This is a genomic window from Streptococcus sp. ST14, from assembly GCF_046098195.1.
Taxonomy (GTDB): domain Bacteria; phylum Bacillota; class Bacilli; order Lactobacillales; family Streptococcaceae; genus Streptococcus.
This window is the reverse complement of record NZ_JBJUSF010000029.1, coordinates 1-22,752: the sequence shown is the minus strand read 5'-3', so window position 1 is coordinate 22,752 and position 22,752 is coordinate 1. Positions and strand designations below refer to the sequence as shown.

General features: G+C 38.8%; 30 protein-coding genes. All 30 read left to right on the top strand.

Annotated features, from left to right (window positions below; genetic code table 11):
* The 30 genes from ACIY19_RS09175 to ACIY19_RS09030 all read left to right on the top strand — a co-directional run bounded on the left by ACIY19_RS09175 (position 1) and on the right by ACIY19_RS09030 (position 22,672).
* Positions 1 to 738 (top strand): hypothetical protein, encoded by a 738-nt coding sequence (locus tag ACIY19_RS09175; protein WP_409003252.1) that lies wholly within the window; start codon positions 1 to 3, stop codon positions 736 to 738.
* A 14-nt stretch (positions 739 to 752) separates the two neighbouring features.
* Positions 753 to 1,127 carry a hypothetical protein gene (locus ACIY19_RS09170; RefSeq protein WP_409003251.1) on the top strand — a complete coding sequence of 125 codons (375 nt, stop codon included), beginning with the start codon at positions 753 to 755 and terminating at the stop codon, positions 1,125 to 1,127.
* Positions 1,128 to 1,304, top strand: a complete 177-nt coding sequence (locus tag ACIY19_RS09165; protein ID WP_174226584.1) for a hypothetical protein — start codon at positions 1,128 to 1,130, stop codon at positions 1,302 to 1,304.
* 1 nt (position 1,305) lies between these two features.
* Positions 1,306 to 1,650: a DUF1372 family protein gene (locus tag ACIY19_RS09160; protein ID WP_409003250.1), complete on the top strand. Its 345-nt coding sequence runs from the start codon at positions 1,306 to 1,308 to the stop codon at positions 1,648 to 1,650.
* Positions 1,650 to 2,324 carry a DNA methyltransferase gene (locus tag ACIY19_RS09155; RefSeq protein WP_409003249.1) on the top strand — a complete coding sequence of 225 codons (675 nt, stop codon included), beginning with the start codon at positions 1,650 to 1,652 and terminating at the stop codon, positions 2,322 to 2,324. The genes ACIY19_RS09160 and ACIY19_RS09155 overlap by 1 nt, the downstream gene beginning before the upstream one ends.
* A gap of 17 nt (positions 2,325 to 2,341) precedes the next feature.
* Positions 2,342 to 2,746 (top strand): hypothetical protein, encoded by a 405-nt coding sequence (locus ACIY19_RS09150; protein ID WP_409003248.1) that lies wholly within the window; start codon positions 2,342 to 2,344, stop codon positions 2,744 to 2,746.
* Positions 2,746 to 3,039, top strand: a complete 294-nt coding sequence (locus tag ACIY19_RS09145) for a hypothetical protein (RefSeq protein ID WP_061864969.1) — start codon at positions 2,746 to 2,748, stop codon at positions 3,037 to 3,039. Before ACIY19_RS09150 ends, ACIY19_RS09145 begins: the two co-directional genes overlap by 1 nt.
* Entirely contained in the window at positions 3,032 to 3,268 is a 237-nt protein-coding gene (locus ACIY19_RS09140; RefSeq protein WP_125446804.1) for a hypothetical protein, read from the top strand. The genes ACIY19_RS09145 and ACIY19_RS09140 overlap by 8 nt, the downstream gene beginning before the upstream one ends.
* A gap of 28 nt (positions 3,269 to 3,296) precedes the next feature.
* Positions 3,297 to 3,554, top strand: a complete 258-nt coding sequence (locus tag ACIY19_RS09135; protein ID WP_409003247.1) for a hypothetical protein — start codon at positions 3,297 to 3,299, stop codon at positions 3,552 to 3,554.
* A gap of 21 nt (positions 3,555 to 3,575) precedes the next feature.
* Positions 3,576 to 3,956: a hypothetical protein gene (locus tag ACIY19_RS09130; protein ID WP_054366564.1), complete on the top strand. Its 381-nt coding sequence runs from the start codon at positions 3,576 to 3,578 to the stop codon at positions 3,954 to 3,956.
* A gap of 67 nt (positions 3,957 to 4,023) precedes the next feature.
* Complete coding sequence (locus ACIY19_RS09125) at positions 4,024 to 4,701, top strand: DUF4417 domain-containing protein (RefSeq protein ID WP_409003246.1); 678 nt, start codon at positions 4,024 to 4,026, stop codon at positions 4,699 to 4,701.
* Positions 4,698 to 5,081, top strand: coding sequence for a hypothetical protein (locus ACIY19_RS09120; RefSeq protein ID WP_239827930.1), 384 nt, complete (start codon positions 4,698 to 4,700; stop codon positions 5,079 to 5,081). The genes ACIY19_RS09125 and ACIY19_RS09120 overlap by 4 nt, the downstream gene beginning before the upstream one ends.
* Positions 5,082 to 5,274: 193 nt before the next feature.
* Positions 5,275 to 5,754, top strand: a complete 480-nt coding sequence (locus ACIY19_RS09115; protein WP_050091514.1) for a terminase small subunit — start codon at positions 5,275 to 5,277, stop codon at positions 5,752 to 5,754.
* Positions 5,741 to 7,054 (top strand): PBSX family phage terminase large subunit, encoded by a 1,314-nt coding sequence (locus tag ACIY19_RS09110; RefSeq protein WP_409003245.1) that lies wholly within the window; start codon positions 5,741 to 5,743, stop codon positions 7,052 to 7,054. Before ACIY19_RS09115 ends, ACIY19_RS09110 begins: the two co-directional genes overlap by 14 nt.
* A gap of 11 nt (positions 7,055 to 7,065) precedes the next feature.
* The gene (locus ACIY19_RS09105; protein ID WP_409003244.1) at positions 7,066 to 8,610 is read left to right on the top strand and encodes a phage portal protein; all 1,545 of its coding nucleotides are present in this window, start codon (positions 7,066 to 7,068) and stop codon (positions 8,608 to 8,610) included.
* A 41-nt stretch (positions 8,611 to 8,651) separates the two neighbouring features.
* Positions 8,652 to 9,800 carry a phage minor capsid protein gene (locus tag ACIY19_RS09100; protein WP_223140213.1) on the top strand — a complete coding sequence of 383 codons (1,149 nt, stop codon included), beginning with the start codon at positions 8,652 to 8,654 and terminating at the stop codon, positions 9,798 to 9,800.
* Between the two features lie 145 nt (positions 9,801 to 9,945).
* Complete coding sequence (locus ACIY19_RS09095) at positions 9,946 to 10,506, top strand: phage scaffolding protein (protein ID WP_084852916.1); 561 nt, start codon at positions 9,946 to 9,948, stop codon at positions 10,504 to 10,506.
* 16 nt (positions 10,507 to 10,522) lie between these two features.
* A complete protein-coding gene (locus ACIY19_RS09090; protein WP_409003243.1) occupies positions 10,523 to 11,395 on the top strand; it encodes a hypothetical protein in 873 nt (290 codons plus the stop codon).
* Between the two features lie 10 nt (positions 11,396 to 11,405).
* Positions 11,406 to 11,558 carry a hypothetical protein gene (locus ACIY19_RS09085; RefSeq protein WP_174226583.1) on the top strand — a complete coding sequence of 51 codons (153 nt, stop codon included), beginning with the start codon at positions 11,406 to 11,408 and terminating at the stop codon, positions 11,556 to 11,558.
* Complete coding sequence (locus tag ACIY19_RS09080) at positions 11,558 to 11,752, top strand: hypothetical protein (RefSeq protein ID WP_050091520.1); 195 nt, start codon at positions 11,558 to 11,560, stop codon at positions 11,750 to 11,752. Before ACIY19_RS09085 ends, ACIY19_RS09080 begins: the two co-directional genes overlap by 1 nt.
* 42 nt (positions 11,753 to 11,794) lie before the next feature.
* Positions 11,795 to 12,187 (top strand): hypothetical protein, encoded by a 393-nt coding sequence (locus ACIY19_RS09075; RefSeq protein ID WP_409003242.1) that lies wholly within the window; start codon positions 11,795 to 11,797, stop codon positions 12,185 to 12,187.
* Complete coding sequence (locus ACIY19_RS09070; protein ID WP_409003241.1) at positions 12,177 to 12,548, top strand: putative minor capsid protein; 372 nt, start codon at positions 12,177 to 12,179, stop codon at positions 12,546 to 12,548. Before ACIY19_RS09075 ends, ACIY19_RS09070 begins: the two co-directional genes overlap by 11 nt.
* Positions 12,548 to 12,892, top strand: coding sequence for a minor capsid protein (locus tag ACIY19_RS09065; protein ID WP_409003240.1), 345 nt, complete (start codon positions 12,548 to 12,550; stop codon positions 12,890 to 12,892). Before ACIY19_RS09070 ends, ACIY19_RS09065 begins: the two co-directional genes overlap by 1 nt.
* On the top strand, positions 12,892 to 13,299 hold the full coding sequence (locus ACIY19_RS09060) for a minor capsid protein (RefSeq protein ID WP_409003239.1): 408 nt from the start codon (positions 12,892 to 12,894) through the stop codon (positions 13,297 to 13,299). Before ACIY19_RS09065 ends, ACIY19_RS09060 begins: the two co-directional genes overlap by 1 nt.
* Positions 13,296 to 13,745, top strand: coding sequence for a phage tail tube protein (locus tag ACIY19_RS09055; RefSeq protein WP_084852909.1), 450 nt, complete (start codon positions 13,296 to 13,298; stop codon positions 13,743 to 13,745). The genes ACIY19_RS09060 and ACIY19_RS09055 overlap by 4 nt, the downstream gene beginning before the upstream one ends.
* A gap of 62 nt (positions 13,746 to 13,807) precedes the next feature.
* Positions 13,808 to 14,305, top strand: a complete 498-nt coding sequence (locus ACIY19_RS09050) for a hypothetical protein (RefSeq protein WP_409003238.1) — start codon at positions 13,808 to 13,810, stop codon at positions 14,303 to 14,305.
* Between the two features lie 13 nt (positions 14,306 to 14,318).
* Positions 14,319 to 14,888 carry a Gp15 family bacteriophage protein gene (locus ACIY19_RS09045; protein ID WP_409003237.1) on the top strand — a complete coding sequence of 190 codons (570 nt, stop codon included), beginning with the start codon at positions 14,319 to 14,321 and terminating at the stop codon, positions 14,886 to 14,888.
* On the top strand, positions 14,881 to 18,162 hold the full coding sequence (locus ACIY19_RS09040) for a tape measure protein (protein WP_409003236.1): 3,282 nt from the start codon (positions 14,881 to 14,883) through the stop codon (positions 18,160 to 18,162). Before ACIY19_RS09045 ends, ACIY19_RS09040 begins: the two co-directional genes overlap by 8 nt.
* A complete protein-coding gene (locus tag ACIY19_RS09035; protein WP_409003235.1) occupies positions 18,159 to 19,667 on the top strand; it encodes a distal tail protein Dit in 1,509 nt (502 codons plus the stop codon). The genes ACIY19_RS09040 and ACIY19_RS09035 overlap by 4 nt, the downstream gene beginning before the upstream one ends.
* On the top strand, positions 19,667 to 22,672 hold the full coding sequence (locus ACIY19_RS09030; protein WP_409003234.1) for a phage tail spike protein: 3,006 nt from the start codon (positions 19,667 to 19,669) through the stop codon (positions 22,670 to 22,672). The genes ACIY19_RS09035 and ACIY19_RS09030 overlap by 1 nt, the downstream gene beginning before the upstream one ends.
* Positions 22,673 to 22,752 lie beyond the last annotated feature (80 nt).

The window sequence follows — 22,752 nt, the reverse complement described above, 5'->3', positions numbered from 1 at the left end:
ATGACAACAGAAAATCTTAAATCAGCATTGGAATACGCAGTAGAACTAAATGAGCATGGTTTGGAAATTTTAACAGCTGCAGATGGCACAGAGTATTATGATGCCAACAAATTCAACCTCAAAGAACTTGACCCTAAACGCTATCCTAAAACTCTGGAGCTATCAACCTTGACAAGCCTTGTTGACTATCTCAAAACAGACCTAAACAATTTGAAAAACCAACGCTTGATTGTAGCAGTTGAAAAAAACGACGAGGTGTGCGTTTGGTCTGAAAACGATGAGTTAGAACGTCGTACATTACTTGTTGATGTTAAGGCACGTATTCCAGAGCTATCTTTTGGCCGTTTCCTATCATCAGAACAGTTCAATATCATGTTGCAATCAAACTTTATTGACGATAACGATCGTGGAACATTGCTAGAATTTGCTAGCGCATTGAAAATTGAGAATGGGGCTGAAATTGAAGATAATGGAGTATCTCAAGTAGCAACGGTTAAAACAGGAGTGGCAAGCCTTGCTAAAGGCAAAGCGCCTAATCCGGTCACATTGCGCCCATATCGTACATTTAGCGAGGTTGAACAACCAGCAAGCCTATTTGTCTTTAGAATTGATAAGCAAGCCAATATGGCTTTATTTGAGGCAGATGGTAAGCATTGGGTAGCTGATGCAGTAGGAAATGTTGCAGCCTATCTAAAAGAGCAACTAGCAGACCAAAAACATATCACAGTATTAGCATAAGAGAGGAAAAGACAATGACTAAAGAAACTAAAAACACAGTATCAGCTGAAACTATCGTAGAGAACTTGAAAGAATTTGCGGAGACATTACACGATGAGAGCAAAGAGGCAATGCTCTACTATCTTTCGGCAAAGAATGTGAGTAAATTTAAAATAGCTAATATTATGCACAATATTAGTCATGATTTGCTAGATATCTTAGATGGTAAGAGTGCTAAAGAAATTCTTGGTGAATCTGACGAGGAAGATAGCTCTGATTTTGTTGGTTCAATCGCTATCAATGTAGAAACCGGGAAAGTTGAGGGAATTGATGACATCAAGGACACCAAAGTAAAAGAACAGATTTTAGCAGCTGTAAGTAAAGTGGTTGAAGAGTTAGGCGGTAATTAGATGGTCTTGTTTCTGAAATTGATGGTTATCAGTGCTTGCTTGCTCCTTGCTATTCTGATTTTCGTTGCTGGTCATAAAACTTACAAAAAAGGAAAAGCGGACAAGGTGGTTTGGTTTATCTTTGATGCTTATGCTATTGCTTTGATTTACACAGTGATAAAGATTTTGGAGACATGACATGAAAAATAAAAATCGAGTTGGTCTATTTTTTGCACTTGCATCATTGTCGCTATCAATGCTAAATCTAGGTTTGATAATCTCTAAAAATCACTATAAACCGCAGGTGGTAAAGCTGGAGCAACAAGTGGATGAATTGAAAAACAGAAAACCAGTCATTATTTATCAAGTTGATAATGCTGGCGGTGAACTTATCGGAACGGTAACAGATAAAGACATTGTTGATGGGCATTATACAGTCACAATTGGAGCTTATGGCAAGTTTCTTGTTACGAAAGAACAGTATGATTCTCTTGATATTGGTGATGATGTACCAAAATTCTTAAAACAGAGAGGTATTAAGTAATGAGTGATTTTTTAAATCAAGATTGTTTGCAGGGAATGAAGAATTTTCCAGATAACTATTTTGATTTAGCTATTGTAGATCCACCATATTTTTCCGGGCCAGAAAAAAGAAAATACTATGGTCGGAAAGTCAGTCCGATTGGCGTCAATAGGCTTTATGGCGAAACCTCAGAGTGGCAAATTCCAAATAGAGATTATTTTGATGAGTTATTTAGAGTTTCAAAAAATCAAATCATTTGGGGAGTGAATTATTTCGACTATTCTTTTGGCTCTGGACGTATCGTTTGGGACAAAGTTAATGGTCAGTCAAGTTTTTCAGATTGCGAGCTAGCGTACTGCAGTTTGCATGATAGCACGCGCTTATTTCGCTATATGTGGAATGGTATGATGCAAGGTAAATCAATCTCTGAAGGCCATATACAACAAGGGAATAAGTCCTTGAATGAAATTAGAATCCATCCAACACAAAAACCGATAAATCTTTATCTTTGGTTGCTTCAAACTTACGCAAAAGAAGGCGATAAAATACTTGATACTCATGTTGGCTCAGCAAGTAGTTTAATTGCTTTTCATGAGTTAGGCTTTGAGTATATTGGTTTTGAAAAAGATAAACACATATATGAGTTAGCAATGGCCAGGCTAAACAGCTATAAATCACAAATAAAATTGTTCTAAGGAATTAGGAGCTTTGGATGAAATTTGAATTTTCTTTGCCTCGAAATACTAAGCTAAAATCTCTAAACATGGTTATCAATAGTAACGACAGGCAACATCAAACAGATAAAGCTAAAGTTACTAAGCGCATTAGAGCTTTTGCTTATTGGCATACATCGATGAACAAGGATAAAGGGAGGGCTGCTTTTAGCCCCTCTAACCCTTGTGAGGTTACAGTTACAATTTACAGCCCTACTAAATCTAAATTAGATCCACCTAACTTGTATCCGACAGTCAAGGCTATCATTGATGGCATGACTGATGCAGGTATTTGGACAGATGATAATCACAGGGTTATCAAAAAGTTATCTTTTGTCTATGGTGGCTTGAGCGAGGAAAAAGGGCATTATAGATTAGAGTTTGATATAGAGGGAGTGGATTGATGGTACAAACGATTGAACAAGCAATAAAAAATGAAAACAAACGCATAAAAATCCCAACGAAAATCAGACCGTTTGATGTGGGTTATCGAATAGTAAATAAACACGGTCAAGCGCTTGCCTTAAAAAACGGAGCAAGTATATTCAGTTTGCCATCATTGGCTGAAAAAGCTATAGAAAAAGAGTTTGGAAAAAATGATCCAAACTTTGATATCGGAAAGCATTCTGTTGAAGAGGTTGCTATTGTCAATTTAAGTAAATTTCATAGTTACTTTGAGGAGGTGAAAGATGAGTGACTTTCTAAAAGGTATTGGAGCAGTAACATTAATGTTATCAACAGTTGCAGTCGTTTTCCTTACTATTTGCGGGCTTATTGAATGGTATTTTACATGGGTATTTTCAATTTTCCCAATCAAACCTTATTTAATACCAGTTTTGTTAGTACATTCTTTTCTTTTTGGAGGATTGGTATTTCTTGTAGGGAGTTTAGTTGAACTAATCGGTAAAAGAAAATCTAAAAGATAAAATCACACTTATTTAAGGAGGGTAACAAATGAAAACTAAAAAACTATTAGCAATCGCATTGTTTGGCTTGTCTTTTGTATGGTTGGCAGCATGTGGAAACAAGGATGTCCTTGGAACAACTTTCACTTTTAATTACGCAAAAGTGAAAGTGGTAGATGGGCAAATCGTAGAGGGCAAAGTCAAACGGTGGGCGAAGTACGAGAAACAGGATAGTATCCGTGTCACTTTTGAAAACGGAGATGAGTATTACACTCACTCAAGTAATGTGACTTTGTACAATAAATGATGAGGGGGTGATACATGACTGATGACGAAGAAAAAAATAGAGCGCTTGTCAGTTATCCATCGCAGGGAAATCAATTGGCTAAAGTGGTATTTTTTGAGGGATAAAAAAAATCCTCAAAAAACAATCTTGGAGCAAAAGATACATGAGGCATTTTTAGAGAATAACATTGAACAGTCTGTATTTTTGGTAAATCTGAAGACTGTAACAGATGAATATATCGAGAAATCAGATAGAAAGATGTTAAAAACGATAAAAGAGGTCTATGTATTTGAAAATATCAATGTGATCGGCGCGTGTCAAAAAATTTTATATCTAAGTCCTAGCCCAGCATACACTTACATCAATAAATGGTTTGATAAGTATTTTGTTTCAACTTACAAGTACATCCCCTTATCTAAATAACCGTAAAAATACCCTATCCTATGTATCTATAATCAAGGTACATAGGTTTTTTGATTAGGAGGATAATATGGATAATCTGCCAACAAAACCATATCACAGACAGAATACTATTAATCAGTATAATTTGCTGGATTACGATGCCACGCGCACAGATGGTAAATATAATTTACCAACTCTTGAACCAGTTGATCATGTGCCTAAAAAGCTACAGGGATTTAACTATGTTTTGAATAAACCTGACTACTCAGCTACTGTACACTTTTTCCTAGATGATTATCAGTTTGAAAGAATTTGGAAACGCCCAGATTTTTACCTAGAGAAACTAGCTGATTTTGATTGTGTACTTACACCAGATTTTAGCCTATACACAGACATGCCAATAGCTATGCAACTTTGGAATACTTATCGCTCAAGATTGATAGGCCAAATGATGCAGAATCGGGGCTATACAGTTATACCTACTGTATCGTGGGCAAATAAAGAAAGCCATGAGTTTTGCTTTGATGGTTTGCCGAAACATAGCACAGTGGCCATCAGTACAGTAGGCATAAAACAACGCAAAGAGCGCTTTGAATTGTGGAAAGATGGAGTAGATACCATGATTAAAAAGATAGCGCCAAAGCGTATTTTGGTATATGGTGGTGAGGTTGATTATGATTATAAAGGTATCGAGGTAGTTTATTTTGGGAATGAAACGACAGAAAGGATGGACAAATGGGCGGTAGAGGAGCAAGCTCTGGGATGAGTGATAAAGACAAAAAGTATGGGACAGAATATAAGACTGTACATAAAGTGGGTAATATAAAATTTGTTACTCAAAACGAGCAAGGGTCACAAAAGACTCCAATGGAAACGATGACAAAAGGTAGAGTTTACGTACTTATTGACAAGAACAAAAACACACCCAAGAGTATTGTTTATTTTGATACAAAAAATAAGCGTAATAAGCAAATTGACTTAGATCATGTGCATAAAGGTATGAAACCACATGCTCATCACGGCTATAATCATGCAGAACATGAGAAAAGCAAAAAAGGAGCAACCAATTTGACACCAAAAGAGCGTAAACTTGTTGAAAAAGTCAAAAAAGAGTGGTATAATCACATTAAGAAACGTAGGGAGTAGTATATAGGGATTACGCCTTGATGGAGGAGATTCCGGTTCGAATCCGGGCTACTACGTTACATCTTAGCCCCTTAATTGGGGCTTTTTTTGTGCCCTAAATCAAAAATAACAGTAAAACATCCCCTCTTTTAGCATATAAAATGAAATCATGAGTAGCAATACTTGTGATTTTTTGTTGGAAAGGAGGGAGCGAATGAATGAAAGACAGAGGCGCTTTGCAGATGAGTACATAAAGACAGGAAACGGCTATCAATCAGCAATCAAGGCTGGTTATAGTGAGAGTTATGCCAATAATCGTATTACTGAACTGTTGGGAAATGTTGGGATAAAAGAGTACATAAATAAACAGATGCAAGAGCTGCATAAGTCAAACATCATGGATGCGACAGAGGCGCTCTATATCCTTTCTGAAATCGCTAGAGGTAAACGAGATGAGGAGGTTTTGATACTTAATCCAACAACAGGAAAAGTAGAGAGACATATCAAAAAAGCAGATAATGCGACAGTTATTAAAGCTATTACTGAAATCTTGAAACGATATCCAACAGCTAAACAATCTGAAAAACTAGAGCTTGAGATTGAGAAATTAAAATCACAGTTGATAGATACACAAATGGAAGATGACACCATCACAATTATTGATAGTTGGGAGGGTGACGATGAAGATAATTGATATTCAAAAAAATGTCAACCCTCATTTCAAGAGTGTTTGGAAATCTAAGAAACCTTACAACATTTTGAAAGGTGGGCGAAACTCATTCAAATCATCAGTTATTACCTTAAAGCTGATTGTCATGATGACTTGGTACATCATAAGGGGTGAAACTGCAAATATTGTCATTATCCGTAAAGTAGCTAATACAATCCGTGACAGTGTGTACAATCAAATCCAATGGGGACTATCGTTATTTGGCCTAACCAGTCGCTTTAAGATGACAGTCAGCCCATTTAAGATAAGTCATAAAAAGACAGGCTCAACATTTTATTTTTACGGCCTCGATGACTACCAAAAGTTGAAATCAAATAACATCGGAAATATTATAGCTGTTTGGTATGAAGAGGCTGCTGAATTTTCAAGCGCAGAAGAATTTGACCAGACCAACATTACATTTATGAGGCAGAAACATCCACGCGCTCAATTTGTTAAAATCTTTTGGTCATATAACCCTCCTATCAATCCGTACAGTTGGATAAATGAGTGGTATGAGGAAATGAATACGCAAGATAATTACTTATGCCATTCTAGTACTTATCTTGATGATGAGTTAGGATTTGTAAATGATCAGATGTTAGCTGATATCGAGCGTATAAAAAAGAATGACTATGATTATTACAGGTATGTCTATCTAGGTGAGTCAGTTGGTTTAGGGAATAATATCTATAACATGAGTACATTTCACCCGTTAGATGCTTTGCCTAGTGATGATAGGCTGATAGGCATATCTTTTGCATTGGACGGTGGGCATCAGCAGTCAGCTACTGCATGTTGTGCTTTTGGGATAACTGCTAAAGGTAAGGTTATCTTACTTGATACCTGGTATTATTCACCAGCTGGCCAAGTGATAAAGAAAGCACCTAGCCAACTATCACAGGACATCAACAGCTTTATACAATCCGTTGTCAGTAAGTACAGAGTACCTATTTTGCAATATACGATTGATAGCGCAGAGGGAGCATTGAGAAACCAGATGTATCTTGATTTCGGTATTAGATGGCATCCGGTGGCTAAATTGAAGAAAGTGACAATGATTGATACATTCCAATCACTATTAGCACAAGGTCGCTTTTATTACCTTGATACAGAGAATAACAAGGTATTTATTGAAGAACATAAGATGTACAGGTGGGATGAAAAGACACTGCAGTCTGATAGCCCAAATGTCATCAAAGATGATGACCATACATGCGATGTTGCCCAGTATTTTATATTAGACAATTCTAAGATACTTGGTTTGCGTGTTGGTAATTCATAAGGAGGGCAACAATGAACTTAATTCAAAAAGTAAAAGACTTTTTCAACCGTGGGAGGTATAACATGGAAACATCAAACCTAAACAGTATCTTGGAGCACCCAAAGGTAGCTGTAACACAATCCGAATTTAACAGGATACAGCTCAATCTAGCTTACTATCAATCTAAATTTGATGATGTGGAGTACATCAACACCGATGGTGACAGAAAGCGTAGAAAGATGCAACACTTACCGATTGCACGAACTGCAGCTAAAAAGATTGCCAGCCTTGTTTACAACGAGCAAGCGGAAATTACAGCAGAGGATGAGACACTAAATAATTTTCTTGATAATATGCTAGGCAATGATCGCTTTAACAAAAACTTTGAGCGATATTTAGAGAGTTGTCTGGCTTTGGGTGGGCTTGCTATGAGACCTTATATTGATGGAGATAAGGTTAGAGTGGCATTTATTCAAGCACCAGTATTTTTGCCATTACAAAGCAATACACAAGATGTATCAAGCGCTGCAATCCTCACAAAGACAATTAAGTCAGAGAGTAAAAAGAATGTATATTACACGTTAGTTGAGTTTCATGAGTGGGTAACTCAAGATGGCCAAGAGGTAGGGAGCACAAAAGATAAAAGCCTATATCGTATCACTAACGAACTTTACAAGTCAACATCAGATAGTACGCTTGGTGATCGTGTAAATTTGAGTGAGCTATATCCTGGTTTGCAACCAGTAACAACAATACAAGGATTGTCACGCCCATTGTTTGTTTATCTCAAGACACCAGGAATGAATAATAAAGACATCAACAGCCCTCTTGGATTATCAATCTTTGACAACGCCAAGACCACTATTGATTTTATCAATCGCACGTATGATGAATTTATGTGGGAGATTAAGATGGGGCAAAGGCGCGTGATTGTGCCTGAGCAGTTGACACAATTACAAGTACAAGATACTCAAGGGAACTTTACTTTTAAACGTCGCTTTGATACTGACCAAAATGTTTACATGCAAGTAGGAGCAGGCAATATGGATAGTGGTAGCATTATTGACCTCACAACTCCTATCCGCTCATCTGACTATATTTCAGCTATTTCAGAGGGGCTTAAACTATTTGAGATGCAAATAGGTGTATCTAGTGGCATGTTTACATTTGATGGGCAAGGAGTAAAGACAGCAACAGAGATTGTAAGTGAGAACTCAGACACCTATCAAATGCGAAATAGCATTGTTGCACTTGTTGAGCAAGCTATCAAAGAGCTTTGTGTTTCAATGTGTGAACTTGGTAAAGCAGTAGGGGTTTACAGCGGAGAAATTCCAGAACTTGATGATATTTCAGTTAATTTGGATGATGGTGTATTTACTGATAGGCATGCAGAGCTTGATTACTGGATGAAGATGGTAGCAGCTGGATTTGCAACACAGAAAAGAGGAATTGCTAAAGTATTGAACATCACAAATGAAGAAGCAGAGAAAGAACTTGCTGAAATCAATGGAGAGTTGCCACCAGAGAGCGATGCAGAGCTTGCTTTGTACGGAAAAGCAGAAGAGGGAGAGCTATAAACTGCTATAAATTACAATAAACGACACATAAGGAGTTGAAAATGACTGATAAACGCAAAATGCCAACTCTAAATGATCAGCGATTTTCTTTGCACATGCAGGGCGTGAGTGATATTTACTCTAAAATGCAAATTGAGTTGTTTGATAGCATGATAAAACGACTTAAAGAGCGTGGCAATGCTGACCTTGCAAAAAATCCGTATATATGGCAACTAGAAAAGCTCAACGATATGTACATGCTGAATGAGGAGAACTTAAAGATTATTGTTGAACGTACAGGAATTGCTGAAAGTCTTTTGAGAGAAGTCATTGCTAACGAGGGATTAAAGGTCTATAAGGACACAAAGGAGCAACTAGAGGAAGATTTGAAAAGGGAATCTAGTGGCAAAGTTAGAAATGGTGTAATTGATGCTCTTGAGTCCTATACTCAACAAGCTATAAGTGACCTTAATCTTATCAATTCAACATTACCAGCAAGCATACAGACTGTTTTCAAATCGGTTGTAGAGCAGACAGTAGCACAAGTCGTATCAGGGACTAAAACAAGTGATAGGGCGTTAAATGATACTATCATGTCGTGGCAAAAAAAGGGCTTTACTGGATTTACTGATAGCGCAGGGAGAGAGTGGCGAGCAGATAGCTATGCCAGAGCAATTATTAAAACGACAACTTACAGGGTTTACAATGATATGCGTACAAGACCTGCAGAGGAATTAGGGATAGATACTTTTTACTACTCTATCAAGTCGTCTGCTAGAGCTGCATGCGCCCCATTGCAAGGTAAGATTGTTACCAAAGGTCAAGGCAGAACAATAAACGGCCTTACAATTCATAGTTTGCTAGATTATGGTTTTGGTACTGCTGGGGGATGTCTAGGTGTCCATTGTGGTCATTATCTTACGCCTTTTATCGTAGGAGTAAATGAAATACCAGACTTGCCAGACTATATGAAAGACCTCACGCCAGAACAGGCAGAAGAAAATGCACGCATCGAGGCTAAACAAAGAGCCTTAGAGCGCAATATCAAGCATCACAAAGAAAGATTGCACTATGCTAGTACATTAGGTGATGATGACCTGATACAAGCTGAGAGGCTAAAAGTTAGAGCTTATCAAGGGAAAATAAGAGCTCTTGTCGAACAAAACGAATTTTTAAGCCGTGATTACAGTAGAGAAAGAGCATATATCTAATTATCAAGAGGGTTACTAAACAACCCTCTTTTTTTGTGCCTAAAACCGTAAAAAATCCCATTTCATCCAAAGTAAACTGAAATAGTAAATAATATTTTGCTTTTCGGTGGGAGTTGTCCACCTAAAAAGAACTAAGGAGGTACAAATGGCATTTACAACAGAGGAACTACTTAAACTTGGATTGACAGAGGAACAGGCTAAATCAGTCTTTGCCTTGCGAGGAAAAGAGCTCAACGAGGACAAATCAGCCTTGGAAACTATCACCAAAGAGCGAGATAGTTTGAAAGGTCAGTTAGAAAAAGCAGAGGAGCAAGTTGAACACTTGAAATCGCTTGAAGGTATCAGCGCTAAACAGAAAGAGGCGATTGATGAATTACAAGCTGAATATGACAAGTATAAACAAGAGGCTGCGGATGAACTGGCAAAAACAAATAAGGTGAATGCTATCAACCTTGCTTTGAAAGATACCACAGCACACAATCCATCAACCTTGATGAAGTTTATTGATGTTGATGCCATTGAACTAGATGACAGTGGCAAACCTAAACTAGATGACATCCTCAATGGTCTAAAGGAAAGTGACCCATATCTCTTTAAAGCAGAAGAAGATGGCAAACCTAACCCAAATATCGTTGCGTTTGGAAATCCAACAGCAACAGACCCAGCACCAGATGCCTTTGCACAGGCATTAGGGCTAACAGAATAAAAAGGAGGAATAGTAGATGTCAATCAATTACATCACAAAACATGAGGGGCAGTTTGAAAAACGCCTTATACAAGGCTCATTGACTGCCATTCTTGAAACGCCAAAAGTAAATTGGCTCGGTGCAAAATCATTTGAATTGCCAACAATCTCTGTAACAGGATATAAGGCACATACACGCTCTAAGGGTTACAACTCAGGTACAGTATCAAACGATAAAAACGTTTATACTCTTGGATTTGACCGAGACGTTGAGTTTTTCGTTGATACAGCAGATGTTGATGAAACAAACCAAGAGCTTTCAGCTGCTAACATCTCAAATACATTCATTTCAGAACATGCAACACCAGAAGTTGATGCTTACCGCTTTTCTAAAATTGCAACAGCTGCAATCAACGGTCATCATTTCAAGCAAGAGGATAGCATTACGCCAGAGAATGTCTATGGAATTTTGAAAGCTGCTATTTTGCCAATGCGTAAATATGGAGCATCAAACCTTGTCATGTATGTATCTAGCGAGGTAATGGATGCCCTAGAGCGTGCTAAAGACTTTACACGCGCAATCGCTACTACATCACCTCAAGGAATCGACACACGTGTAACATCGCTAGATGGAGTGCAACTTATCGAGGTTTGGGATGATGCACGTTTCAAAACTCAATTTGATTTCACAACTGGATTTGTGAAAGCTGGCGGCGGTAAAGATATCAATTTCTTGATCGTGGCTAAGACAGCTATCATTGCTAAGGCCAAATTTAACTCTATCTATCTCTTTGCTCCTGGGCAACACACAGAGGGTGATGGTTACCTATACCAAAACCGTTTGTATCATGATTTGTTTGTCTTGAAATCTCAAGAAGATGGGGTTTACGTTTCACATAAATCAGCATAGGAGGTAGCAGATGAAGAAATACATCAAAGAAAATCAAGTTTATACCGTGCAAGAGGGTAGTGAGCTTGAGGTACAACTTATGGCAGATGGCTTTGAGGAATTGGTGGAAGATGGTGGCGAGCTTGAAACACCAAAGGAAACTAAGGATAAAGGTAAAGAATAATGGCTAAGTATAAAGCAATTAAGAACCTAATTTTAAAGACACCTGGTATTTATGTGACAGAGGGAGAATTTGTTGAGCTTGAACCGAATTATGCCGATCAAGTCAATAAAGACCTCAAGCAAACATTTCCAGATGTTGATGCAGTTTTAGAGCTTGTAGAAGATGTGCCCACACAATTTGAGCAAGCTGAATAAATAAGGGGTGGCAACACCCTTTATTTTTAAGGGAGGTTACGCATGACTTATTTAACGAAAGATGAGTTTACTAAGCTAGGTTTTGATGAAGTTACAGACTTTGAAAAATTAGCAAACAGGGCAAAGATAGCGATTGACCTATACACTAACGGTTTTTATCAGAAAGGTATTGATTTTGAAAAAGAAATTGCCTATCGGAAAAATGCTGTTAAGCTTGCTATGGCTTTTCAAATCGCCTATCTCGATGCATCTGGCATTATGTCAGCGGATGATAAACAACTAGCTAATAGTGTTTCTATTGGCCGTACATCAATCTCTTATAGCACCCCACAAAGCACATCAGCAAGTCAGCAATTTAATTTGTCTATGGATGCTGAAAATGCTTTGAAACAAGCTGGCTTTAGCCTAGTTGTTGGAGTTGCCTATGATCGATAAGCGACTATTAAAAGGGATTGACAAGCGTTTGTTAAAGGATGTTCTGACCATCAAGAAAGTAACTGAAAAAAACGATTATGGTGATGAAGTATATTTGGAGCCATTGACTATTAAAAATGTACGTTTTGATAGATCAGTGGGAATATCTGGTAATCGTAACTCAAAATCTGGTACAGGAAATTCAAAATCAAGGCAAAAACAAGGGGTTATATACCTCTATCCCTCGCTCTCTTTTGTGACAGTCAACGATGATTGGATGGGTGCAAAAGTAAACGATGGGATAAGAGATTACACAATTAACGGATATCAAACTAACTATTATGATGGTGAGATATTCAGTCAAGAAATTGAGGTGATCTAATGAGTATTGCCATTAAAGTTGACTTGCAGAAAGCTAAACATAAACTTTCAAGAGAATCCATGACAAGAGGAAAGGTTGCGGTGGCTAGCCAAATCTTGCTAGACAATGAGCAATATATCCCCTTGCGAGGAGGAGATTTAAGAGCTTCTGGCCGAATCGTTGGACAGGGTGATGCTGTTGTTTATGGCACAGTTTACGCTAGAGCGCAATTTTACGGTTCAAACGGTATTGTCACCTTTAGGAGATATACCACTCCAGGGACAGGGAAACGATGGGATCAAGTTGCTACTAGCAAGCATGCTGAAGAATGGGCTAGGACTTTTGTGAAAGGAATGGGGCTTTAATGCGAGAGAATGACTTTCAAAATGTACTTTTAAAGCATATCAAGACTTTAAATTTACCAATCCAACCACGCTTTGATTATTTTGAGGATGACAAGGATGACCTGGTTATCAATCAGATACCCGGCGGGAAAGTGGATAGAGGTTATATGGATGGCACACAAGAGATTTCTTTGCCGTTTGAAATTGCTGTAAAGGCAAAAAAGAACTCAATAGCCAATGACACTATCTGGTTAGTCACCTCAGAACTATCAAAGATAGACTTAGTTTTGCCAAGTGACAATAATTCTTATGAATATATGGGAATGGAAGTCAGCAGGCCTGCCATGAAGGGCAAGGATGAGCAAGGCTATTATTATTACACAATTGAAATTGTGGCTAAAATCGTAATAGAGAGGAACAAACAATGACAAGACAAAAAAACGCCCTACGTGGCCATTTTGTAGCTCCATACAATGGAGGAACTGAACCATCAACAAGCGAAACATGGTTGGAACTTGCTAAGTGGATCTCAGACGTATCAGATGATACAGACGAGAAAACAGATGACCAAGCATACTACGATGGGGATGGGGTTGAAGAAACAACAGTAATCAGCGTTAAAGGTGCTTACACATTCGAAGGAACTTATGACCCAGACGATAAGGCTCAAGCCCTTATTGCTGGCATGAAGTACAAAACAGGGGATGATCGTAAGCTATGGCACAAAGTCGTATCTTCCGACAACAAAAAGCAATGGGTAGGAGTTGCAACTGCAACAGAAATCAAAGCAGGTTCTGGCGCTGCCTCTGACTATGAGGCGTTCGGATGTAAGCTTTCTTATAACTCAACGCCAAAAGAAACCGGTATTGGGTAATAGGTTTTGATAAGGGCGGGCATTGAGCCTTGCCCTTTTTTTCAAGAAAAAGGAGTAGAGATATGACAGATATTCAAATTGAACTAAAACGTACTGGTTTCCCAGTTAAAATCGGCGAAGTAGAGCTATGGTTTGATACAAGTCAAGAGAGCTTGATGCGGTTTTATGACATGGAAGAAGAATTACAACGTCGGCTTGTCCAATATGAATTGGATGTTGTAACTGCAAATATTGATAACAAAATTGAGCGCGATGGAGTAACTAAAGAAGTGGTTGCTGGGGCTATTGAATTAGAGAAGAAACAGCTTGAGATTCAATATGATCTTATTTTTGGTGATGGTACATTTGACAAATTGTATTCTGTATATCCAGATTATAACGCCCTAAAAAACGCTCTAGAGCAGACCGCAATCATGTTGCATGACAAGTTGGAAGAAGTTGCTGAGCAACATGAAAAGGTGGTGAAAGAGCGTGCTAGTCACTATTTGAATAAGGGCAAAGTCACTCAAATCAAGAACAACAAGGGTGATAAGAAACACAAAAAGAATAAAAAGAAATAGCTAGGTAAAAAATATGTCTATGAAATTAAATGATGCTTTAATCACAAGTTTCTCTATTGATGGTAAAGAGTATGACATAGACTTGTCTTTTAATAAGGTTCTAGATGTCTTTGAAATCTTGAAAGAGGAGGAAATGACGCTCCTGGAACAAGCTCAATTAATTGTCCATTTGCTAACTGGCCAAGAATTATACGACATCAAAGAGGTTGTAGACTGTTGGATTTACATAAAAGAACATTTTTTAGAAATCGAAAAAGAAGCAGTTCAGTATGATTTGCTAGGCAATCCAATGCCAAAGGCAAAAGATGAAGAAGAACAAGAAAAATTGATTGATTTTGAACAAGATGCAGAATACATTTACGCTAGTTTTTTACAGGCTTATGGCATCAATCTTTTGAAGTCTCAAAACAAGTTGACATGGACAGAATTTAAAGCACTTTTGAATGCTTTACCGGACAACACAATCATGCAACAGATTATAGAAATCCGAGCCTGGAAACCAGAACATGGTGGGGATAAGAATAAAATGCGAAAATTACAAGCTAAATATAGTTTAGGAAAGGAGGGAGAAGATAATGGCTGATGGAAAAGTGACCATCGTTGTTGATGTTGATGGAAATAAGGTCAAGGTTCTAAACGATGAGTTGGATAAAACGGCACAGAAAGGTGACAGAGGGAGCGATTCTCTAAAGAAGTTTGCTCTAGGTGGTGCTGCCTTTAAACTAGCATCTAAAGCGGTAGATCTTCTAACAGATTCCTTGGGAGGGGCTATTCAACGTTTTGATACCCTTGAAAGTTATCCAAGAGTAATGCAAGCGATGGGACATAGTACAGAAGATGTCACGCGCTCAACTAAGAAACTTGCAGCAGGTATTGAGGGTTTGCCTACGACTTTGAATGAAGTAGTTGGCACAGCTCAACGCCTTACCTCGATTACTGGCGATATAAACAAATCAACAGATCTAACACTTGCTCTTAATAATGCCTTTCTTGCATCTGGATCATCTAGTGCGGATGCAAGCCGTGGTTTGCAACAGTTTAGTCAGATGCTATCAGCTGGTAAGGTTGATATGCAATCCTGGAAAACATTGCAAGAAACTATGCCCTATGCTTTGCAAAAGACTGCTGAATCATTTGGTTTCGCTGGCCAATCTGCTCAGAATGATTTCTATTCTGCATTAAAACAGGGACAACTTACGTTTGATCAGTTTGCATCAAAATTGATTGAGTTAAATGGTGGTGTTGGTGGTTTCGCTGAGCTTGCAAAGTCCAATAGTAAAGGAATCCAGACATCTTTTGGCAACTTAAAAAATGCTGTTGTTAAAGGTGTAGCGAATACTATCAAAGCTCTTGATGATCTAACTAAAGCAGCAACAGGAAAAACAATTGCTGAGAACTTTGATGCGCTAAAAGTGATCATCAATGCCGCTTTTGGTGTGATTGTCAATGTTATTAAGGCTAGTACACCTGTTTTTCAGACTTTGTTTAGTATTTTAGGTACTGGAATTTCTGTAATCTCATCTTTGACACCGGTTATTATTAGTTTGGTTTCTGCTTTGGTAGCTATGCGTGCTGCCAACGAGGCTATAACAGCGACTAAGAACTTGATAAGCGCGTGGCAAACATTCAAAACAACAGCGACAGGAGCGGTTCAAATTATCAATTTAATGACCGCTGCACAAGCGACATGTGGAACAGTAACAAAGGCTCAAATGGTCGCAAATCTGGCAAATAACGGAGCTTTAACAGCGTCTAATTTGCTTTATGGTGTTTTAACTGGCGCTATCAGTTTGCAAACCGCTGCTACTATTGCTGCAACCGCTGCAACAACAGCGTTTAAAGCAGCGCTGACAGCTTTAACCGGCCCTGTTGGTTGGATTGTTGCTGGTGTAGGTCTTGCCGTCGGTGCATTGGTAGGTCTGTGGCAATGGCTGACTGCTGAAAGTGAAGAAACCAAACGCCTCAAATCTGAACAAGAGGAGTTAGTCAAGAGTACGGATCAATTAACAGATTCTGTTAAACAAAGCGCAAAAGAGCGTCAGAAAAATCTTGAATCTGTAAAAGGAAATACAGAATCTTACCAAAAATTGGCTGATGAAATTGTTCAACTTTCTCAAAAAACAAATAAAACTGCAGCAGACAAGAAAAATCTCAAGAAAAAGATTGATGCTTTGAATGCCTCAGTTAGCGGTTTAAATCTGGCCTATGATAAGAACTCTGATTCTTTGTCTCACAACAGTGATCAAATCAAAGCTAGAATCTCAGCGATGGAGGCAGAATCGACATGGGAGGCATCACAAAAGAATCTACTTGATATTGAACAAAAGCGCGCTGAAATTGGCGAGCAACTGAAGCAGATTGCAGAACAACGTAATAAGTGGAATGAAGAGTCCAATGTTAGCGATAGTGTCCGCAAAGAAAAACTGCAAGAACTCAACGACAAGGAAACTGAGCTTAAGAATACCCAGACAGAATTGCAAACTGAGTACGAAAAAACATCTCAAGTTCAACAGGCAGCATCTGAAGCTATGGCTGCCGCTGCTGAAAGTGGGTCAAATAGACAAGTTGTAGCATACGAAAATATGTCCAAGGCTCAACAAAAGGCTATTGATGACATGCGTACTAAATACAATGAGTTGCTTGAAACCACAACAAACATGTTTGAACAAATCAAGTACAAGTCAGCTATTAGTGTCGATGAAATGATTGCCAACCTCCAAAAAAACCAAGAAGCGGTCAATAATTGGGCAACAAACCTCAATACATTGGCCGAACGCGGGGTAAACGAGGGGATTTTGGCCAAATTGCAACAGATGGGGCCTCAAGGGGGGTTGTATGTTCAAGAACTTGTTAATGCCTCAGACGAAAAGTTAGCAACTTTGAACGAAGTCTTTACTCAAGGTGGTGAGTCAGCTATGAATGGCTTAACTGCTGGTATGGATACGGGTGCTTTGGGTATCACAGACAAGATCAAGGGTATCGTACAAAGTCAAGTTTCAAGCTTACAAGAGGAAATTGCAGCTGCTGACTTTTCTAGTTTGGGGCAAGAAATCCCCAACGGGGTCAGTCAAGGGATAGAACAAGGTGCTTCTACCGCTGGAGAATCTTCTAAAAACATGGCCAATGATATAAAAGAATCCTTTACAAGTGAAATGGATATCAATTCTCCATCTCGTGTATTTAACGAGTATGGAGGTTTCATTACTACTGGTTTAGCTGAGGGGATTGATAACGGTGCATCTCAACCGACAAATTCAGCGACAACATTATCAACTCAAATTAAAGAGCCATTTAATAACCTACCATCAGATTTTACATATGCAGGTGAAATGGCCATGGTTGGTTTAAATACTGGATTGAATAATGGTGCTGGAGCCGTTTTGGAAACGGCTAGATCAATAGCAACAAGTGTGAAAGAGACTATCAAAGATGCTCTGAGAATCCAGTCGCCGTCTAAAGCGATGCGTGATGAAGTCGGACGATTTATCCCTCAAGGTATCGCTGTTGGTATTGAGGCGGATGCTGGCGCTGTTAAAAGATCAATGTTGCGATTAAAAGAAAGCATGATGATTGATACTAGACCAGAAATCGCTCTAGGTTTGAATAAAAAACTAGGTGCTCAAGTGACTGTTAAACAAAGTAGTAAACAGACAATAGCTGAAAAAATCAAGGTCACCATGGACAAATCTAGCGAACTGCTAGAGAAAGCCTTAGATGTGGCTGAGATGGCTGTTAGACGACCAAATGAAATGTACCTCAATGATGGTACTTTAGTTGCTAAAACAGGCGATAGATTCGCCAAATACCAGTCGGAGAAACTAAGACGAGAGAATAGAATGAGAGGTATTCTTGAATGACAAAAACAATGATTTTTAACGGTGTTGATTTGTCGCAATATATCAAGATCAAGGATATTGTCCGCCCTATCGGAAATAAGAGGAGCGTTACATTTGATAACGCTCCCTCCTTGGGCGTTAATATCCAACAAGTGAAACGTGGTGAAAAGGAGCATACCATCAAGTTTGACATGATTGCGCGTGATGGGGAGGCTCTTGAGCGCCTTAAACATGAATTGGCTGGCGTTTTGAACGTGCTAGAGCCTGTAAAAGTTGTTTATGGCGATGAACCGGACAAGTATTATATGGGGTTGCCGGTTGATGAAATCACTCCAGAAAACTTGACAAGATGGTTTCAACGCTCGGAGTTTAAGCTTGTCATTCCTGATGGAGTAGCCCACAGCTCAGCTTACAAAAAGTTTGATAGCATAGCTAACGCTACTGTAACAGGAAATAAAATGGTATTTGATTTGGCCAACGCTGGAACTGTCCCAGCGAATCCAATTGTTAAAGTTAAGCACAATGCGGATAACGGTTATATCGGTCTAGTGAATAACACAGGTTCTTTTGAGATTGGAAATAGCGAAGATGCTTTTACTGAGCCATCCCAAAAATCAGAAATGCTGCTTAACTATCGAGATAATGAGATCTCAAATGGTTTTATGCAAGCGTTAAAAAATCAAGCTGTTACAAACGATAATACAGAATATGTAGTCGGAACAGCTGAGATGGTGAATCTCTGGGATCGCTCACATATTCGATTGAAAGATTTGCGAGGAGAAACCAAATTACACAACTACGCAACTAGCTTGTCGTGGGATATCCCAGCTAATAGCGCTAAAACAACAGGATCATTGGATGACTATTTGTGGTGGAGACAAGTTTTTTGGGCAGAGGCAAACAACCAATACGGTTTCATCAAGATTACTGTATCTGATACAGCAGGTAAGTTTCTATATGGAGTGGAAACTTTTAAACGAAATCTTAGTTCTGATTGTGAATACAACTTTTTTGTAAGCGATGGAAAAGGTGGTTATCGTATCTTGGGACGTTGGAGATTTGATGGTACAACAACTGCTGACCGAAACCCTTTTAGTGTGGCTAAAGGATGGTCTGACTTGAAACGTAATGATGACAGAATCCAAGTTTTTTATGGTGGTTCTTACTCAACTTTCATTGTTCCAGAAATTAAAGGGAAAAAATCCGCTAGAATTCATGTGACAATAGGGGCATATCGAGATCATCCAATGGTTTCTCACATGTACCTTGATGGTCTATATTATCGCAAGGACTTTGTTACACAGACAAGAGATATTCCTAACCGTTTTACGACTGGTTCAAATGTTGTTATCAACGGCGAAGACGACACAGTTTATATTGATGATATTGCAAAAGCAAGCGAGGTTGTAGATGGATCTCAATGGCTCTCCATCCCTCCAGGTAATTCAAAATTAGAGTTATACTTCTCTAGCTTTATCAAAAAACATCCGACAGTAACGATTGAATTTGAAGAAAGGTGGCTATAATGCTATTAACAATTCATGATGCAAGTTTGCAAAAAGTTGCTTTTGTTGATAACGACAAGCAAAATACGCTTAATTATTACGACGATACTTGGACAAGGGATTTGCCGACAGGATCCTCAACATTTGAATTCACTGTATTTAAAAAAGCCATTAAATCGGATACTGCGTTATCTAAGGCTTATCAATATCTGAATGAGCGTGCCTGGGTTTCGTTTCGATACCATGGGCGCACCTACCTATTCAATGTGATGACTGTTGAGGAAAACGAGCAGACAATCAAATGTTATTGTGAAAACCTCAATCTTGATTTGATTAATGAGCATGCCAATCCGTACAAAGCAGAAAGACCAATGTCATTTATTGAGTATTGCCAAGAAATGGGGCTGCTTGGTTTCAGTAATCTTTCCGTTGGAATTAACGAGATTTCAGATAGGAGGCGAACTCTAGAATGGGAGGGACAAGATACTAATCTTGCTCGTTTGCTTAGTCTAGCTCATAAATTCGATGCAGAAATTGAGTTTGAGACACACTTGAACGCTGATAGTTCTATCAAATCATTTAGAGTTAATGTGTATCGAGAGAATGATGAGAAACACCAAGGGGTTGGACGTGTCAGAAATGACATACAGCTAACTTATGGTAAAAATCTAACTTCTATCACCAGAAAAGTTGACAAGACAGGCGTTTTTAACGCAATTAGACCCACAGGTAAAAGGCGTGTTAAAAATGAAAAAGGCGAAGAAGTAGAAGAGGTGGTAACGCTTCGAGGGTTAGATCCTTGGTCTGTAACTAGGGATGGGATCCTTGAATTTTATCAACGGAATGAATCTCTATATGCCCCCATCTCAATGCAAATGTATCCATCTGTTTTTAGTCCAAACACATTCGATGATCAATGGATACGAAAGGATTTCTCTTACGAGACAGACAATCCAAAAGAATTGCGCCGATTGGCTTACAATGAGCTAAAAAAACATTGTTATCCTGCGGTGACATATGAAGTAGATGGCTTTATTGACGTTGAGATTGGTGACACAATCAAGATTTATGACAATGGTTTTAGTCCGGCTCTTATGATTCAAGCACGGGTCTCTGAGCAGAAAATTAGCTTTACGAATCCATCAAGCAACAAAACTACCTTTTCTAATTTCAAGGCGCTTGAAAACAAGTTATCAGATGGTATTCAAGCGGCTTTTGAGCGACTTTTTGAGGCATCGAAGCCATACATTATAAAATTAGCCACTGACAAAGGTGTCATCTTTAAGAATGGGGCTGGCGAAAGTACAGTAACTGCTGCTTTGTATAAAGGTGGTAAGCCTGTTGTGGCTGGTGTTACATGGCGTTGGGCACTTGATGGTAACGTATCAACAGGTATGAGCTATATCGTCAGAGGTTCAAGCGTAAGAGATACATCTACGCTAACTGTTGCTGCTTACATTGATAATAATCAAGTTGCTGTTGACGAGATTTCTTTCGCAAATGTTCTTGATGGACGAAAAGGAGAAAAGGGAGATAAAGGCGATACTGGTGCAAGAGGTGAGCAAGGCATACAGGGAGAACGTGGTTTACCTGGAGTGAAAGGTGACCGTGGCTTGCCTGGTGAAAGAGGTTCAGATGGTCGTACTCAGTATACCCATATTGCTTATGCTGACAATGCAACTGGTGGAGGGTTCAGCTTTTCAGGACAGGGCAAGGCGTTTATAGGCGTTTATCAAGATTTTACTGAAACCAATAGCAACAATCCCACGAAATATTTATGGACAGAATGGCGTGGTCGTGATGGCGCTGATGGTTTACCAGGCAAGGCCGGAGCAGATGGAAGAACACCGTATGTTCACTTTGCTTATTCTGACAATGCGGATGGTTCTGGTTTGACAACGACAGATAACGGACAGCGTTATTTTGGGCATTATTCAGACTATGAAAAACCTGATAGCTCAGATAAAACGAAGTACAAATGGGCTGATCGTTGGGCGAAGATTTCAGTCGGCGGTAAAAACCATATCAGAAACGCCTCGTTTCTCTCTGGGGAGAATAAATGGGGCAAAAAGTCTGTAAATGGACTAGCGTATAATTTCACTCACTCTGCATCTAATAAAGGTAAGTCCGGCTTACATATGTTTAGCGAGAATGACACAGTTATCCCAAAATGGAAAGGCGTAATCCAAAAGATTTCACTACCTCAACCAGCAGGTGCTCCGGTCACAATTTCAGCATCGTTTGCGAAAGACGGAGCGCCTCAAGAGGCTCATATCGGACTCCATTTTATAAAAGATGGTGTCATAGCTAGACAATCATGGCTTGATATACCTGCTTCCCAAATCACTGACAAGTATCAGCGTTTTTCTCTCTCAGCAAAGCACAATATACCTTTTGATGAAATAACAGTCATGATCTATGTAGGATATGACAAGATTGTCAATCTTTATGTTACGGATGTGCAACTCGAAATTGGGAACGTAATGACTGATTTTAGATTGTCAGATGAAGATGTTCAAGAGAATGTCAATTCAAAAGCTGACCAATCACTGACTCAGCAACAGCTGAACGCTCTCAATGAGAAATCACAGATTTTAGAGGCTGAAATGAAAGCAAAGGCATCGATGGAGGCCTTTAGTGAATTAGAAAAAGCATATAATGCCTTTGTTGACAAGAATGCTAAAGATGCAGCCCAATCTGAAAAAGATTTGATTGAAGCAGGTAGAAGAATTGATTTGTTGACAACTCAATTCGGAGGATTAGCAGAGCTTAAAACATTCATCGATACTTACATGAAGAGCACAAATGAGGGCTTGATTATTGGTAAGAATGATGCAAGCTCTACTATCAAGGTATCAAGTGATAGAATATCCATGTTTTCTGCAGGAAAAGAGGTTATGTACATTTCACAAGGCGTAATAAACATTGATAATGGTATTTTTACCGCGTCAGTTCAAATTGGGCGTTTTAGGACAGAGCAATATCATCTTAACAAAGATGTGAATGTTATCCGTTATGTTGGATAAAAGGAGGAAAATGACTAAATTTATCAATTCTAGTGGCCCATTGCATTTGAACCTTTACGTCGAACAAGTTAGTCAGGACA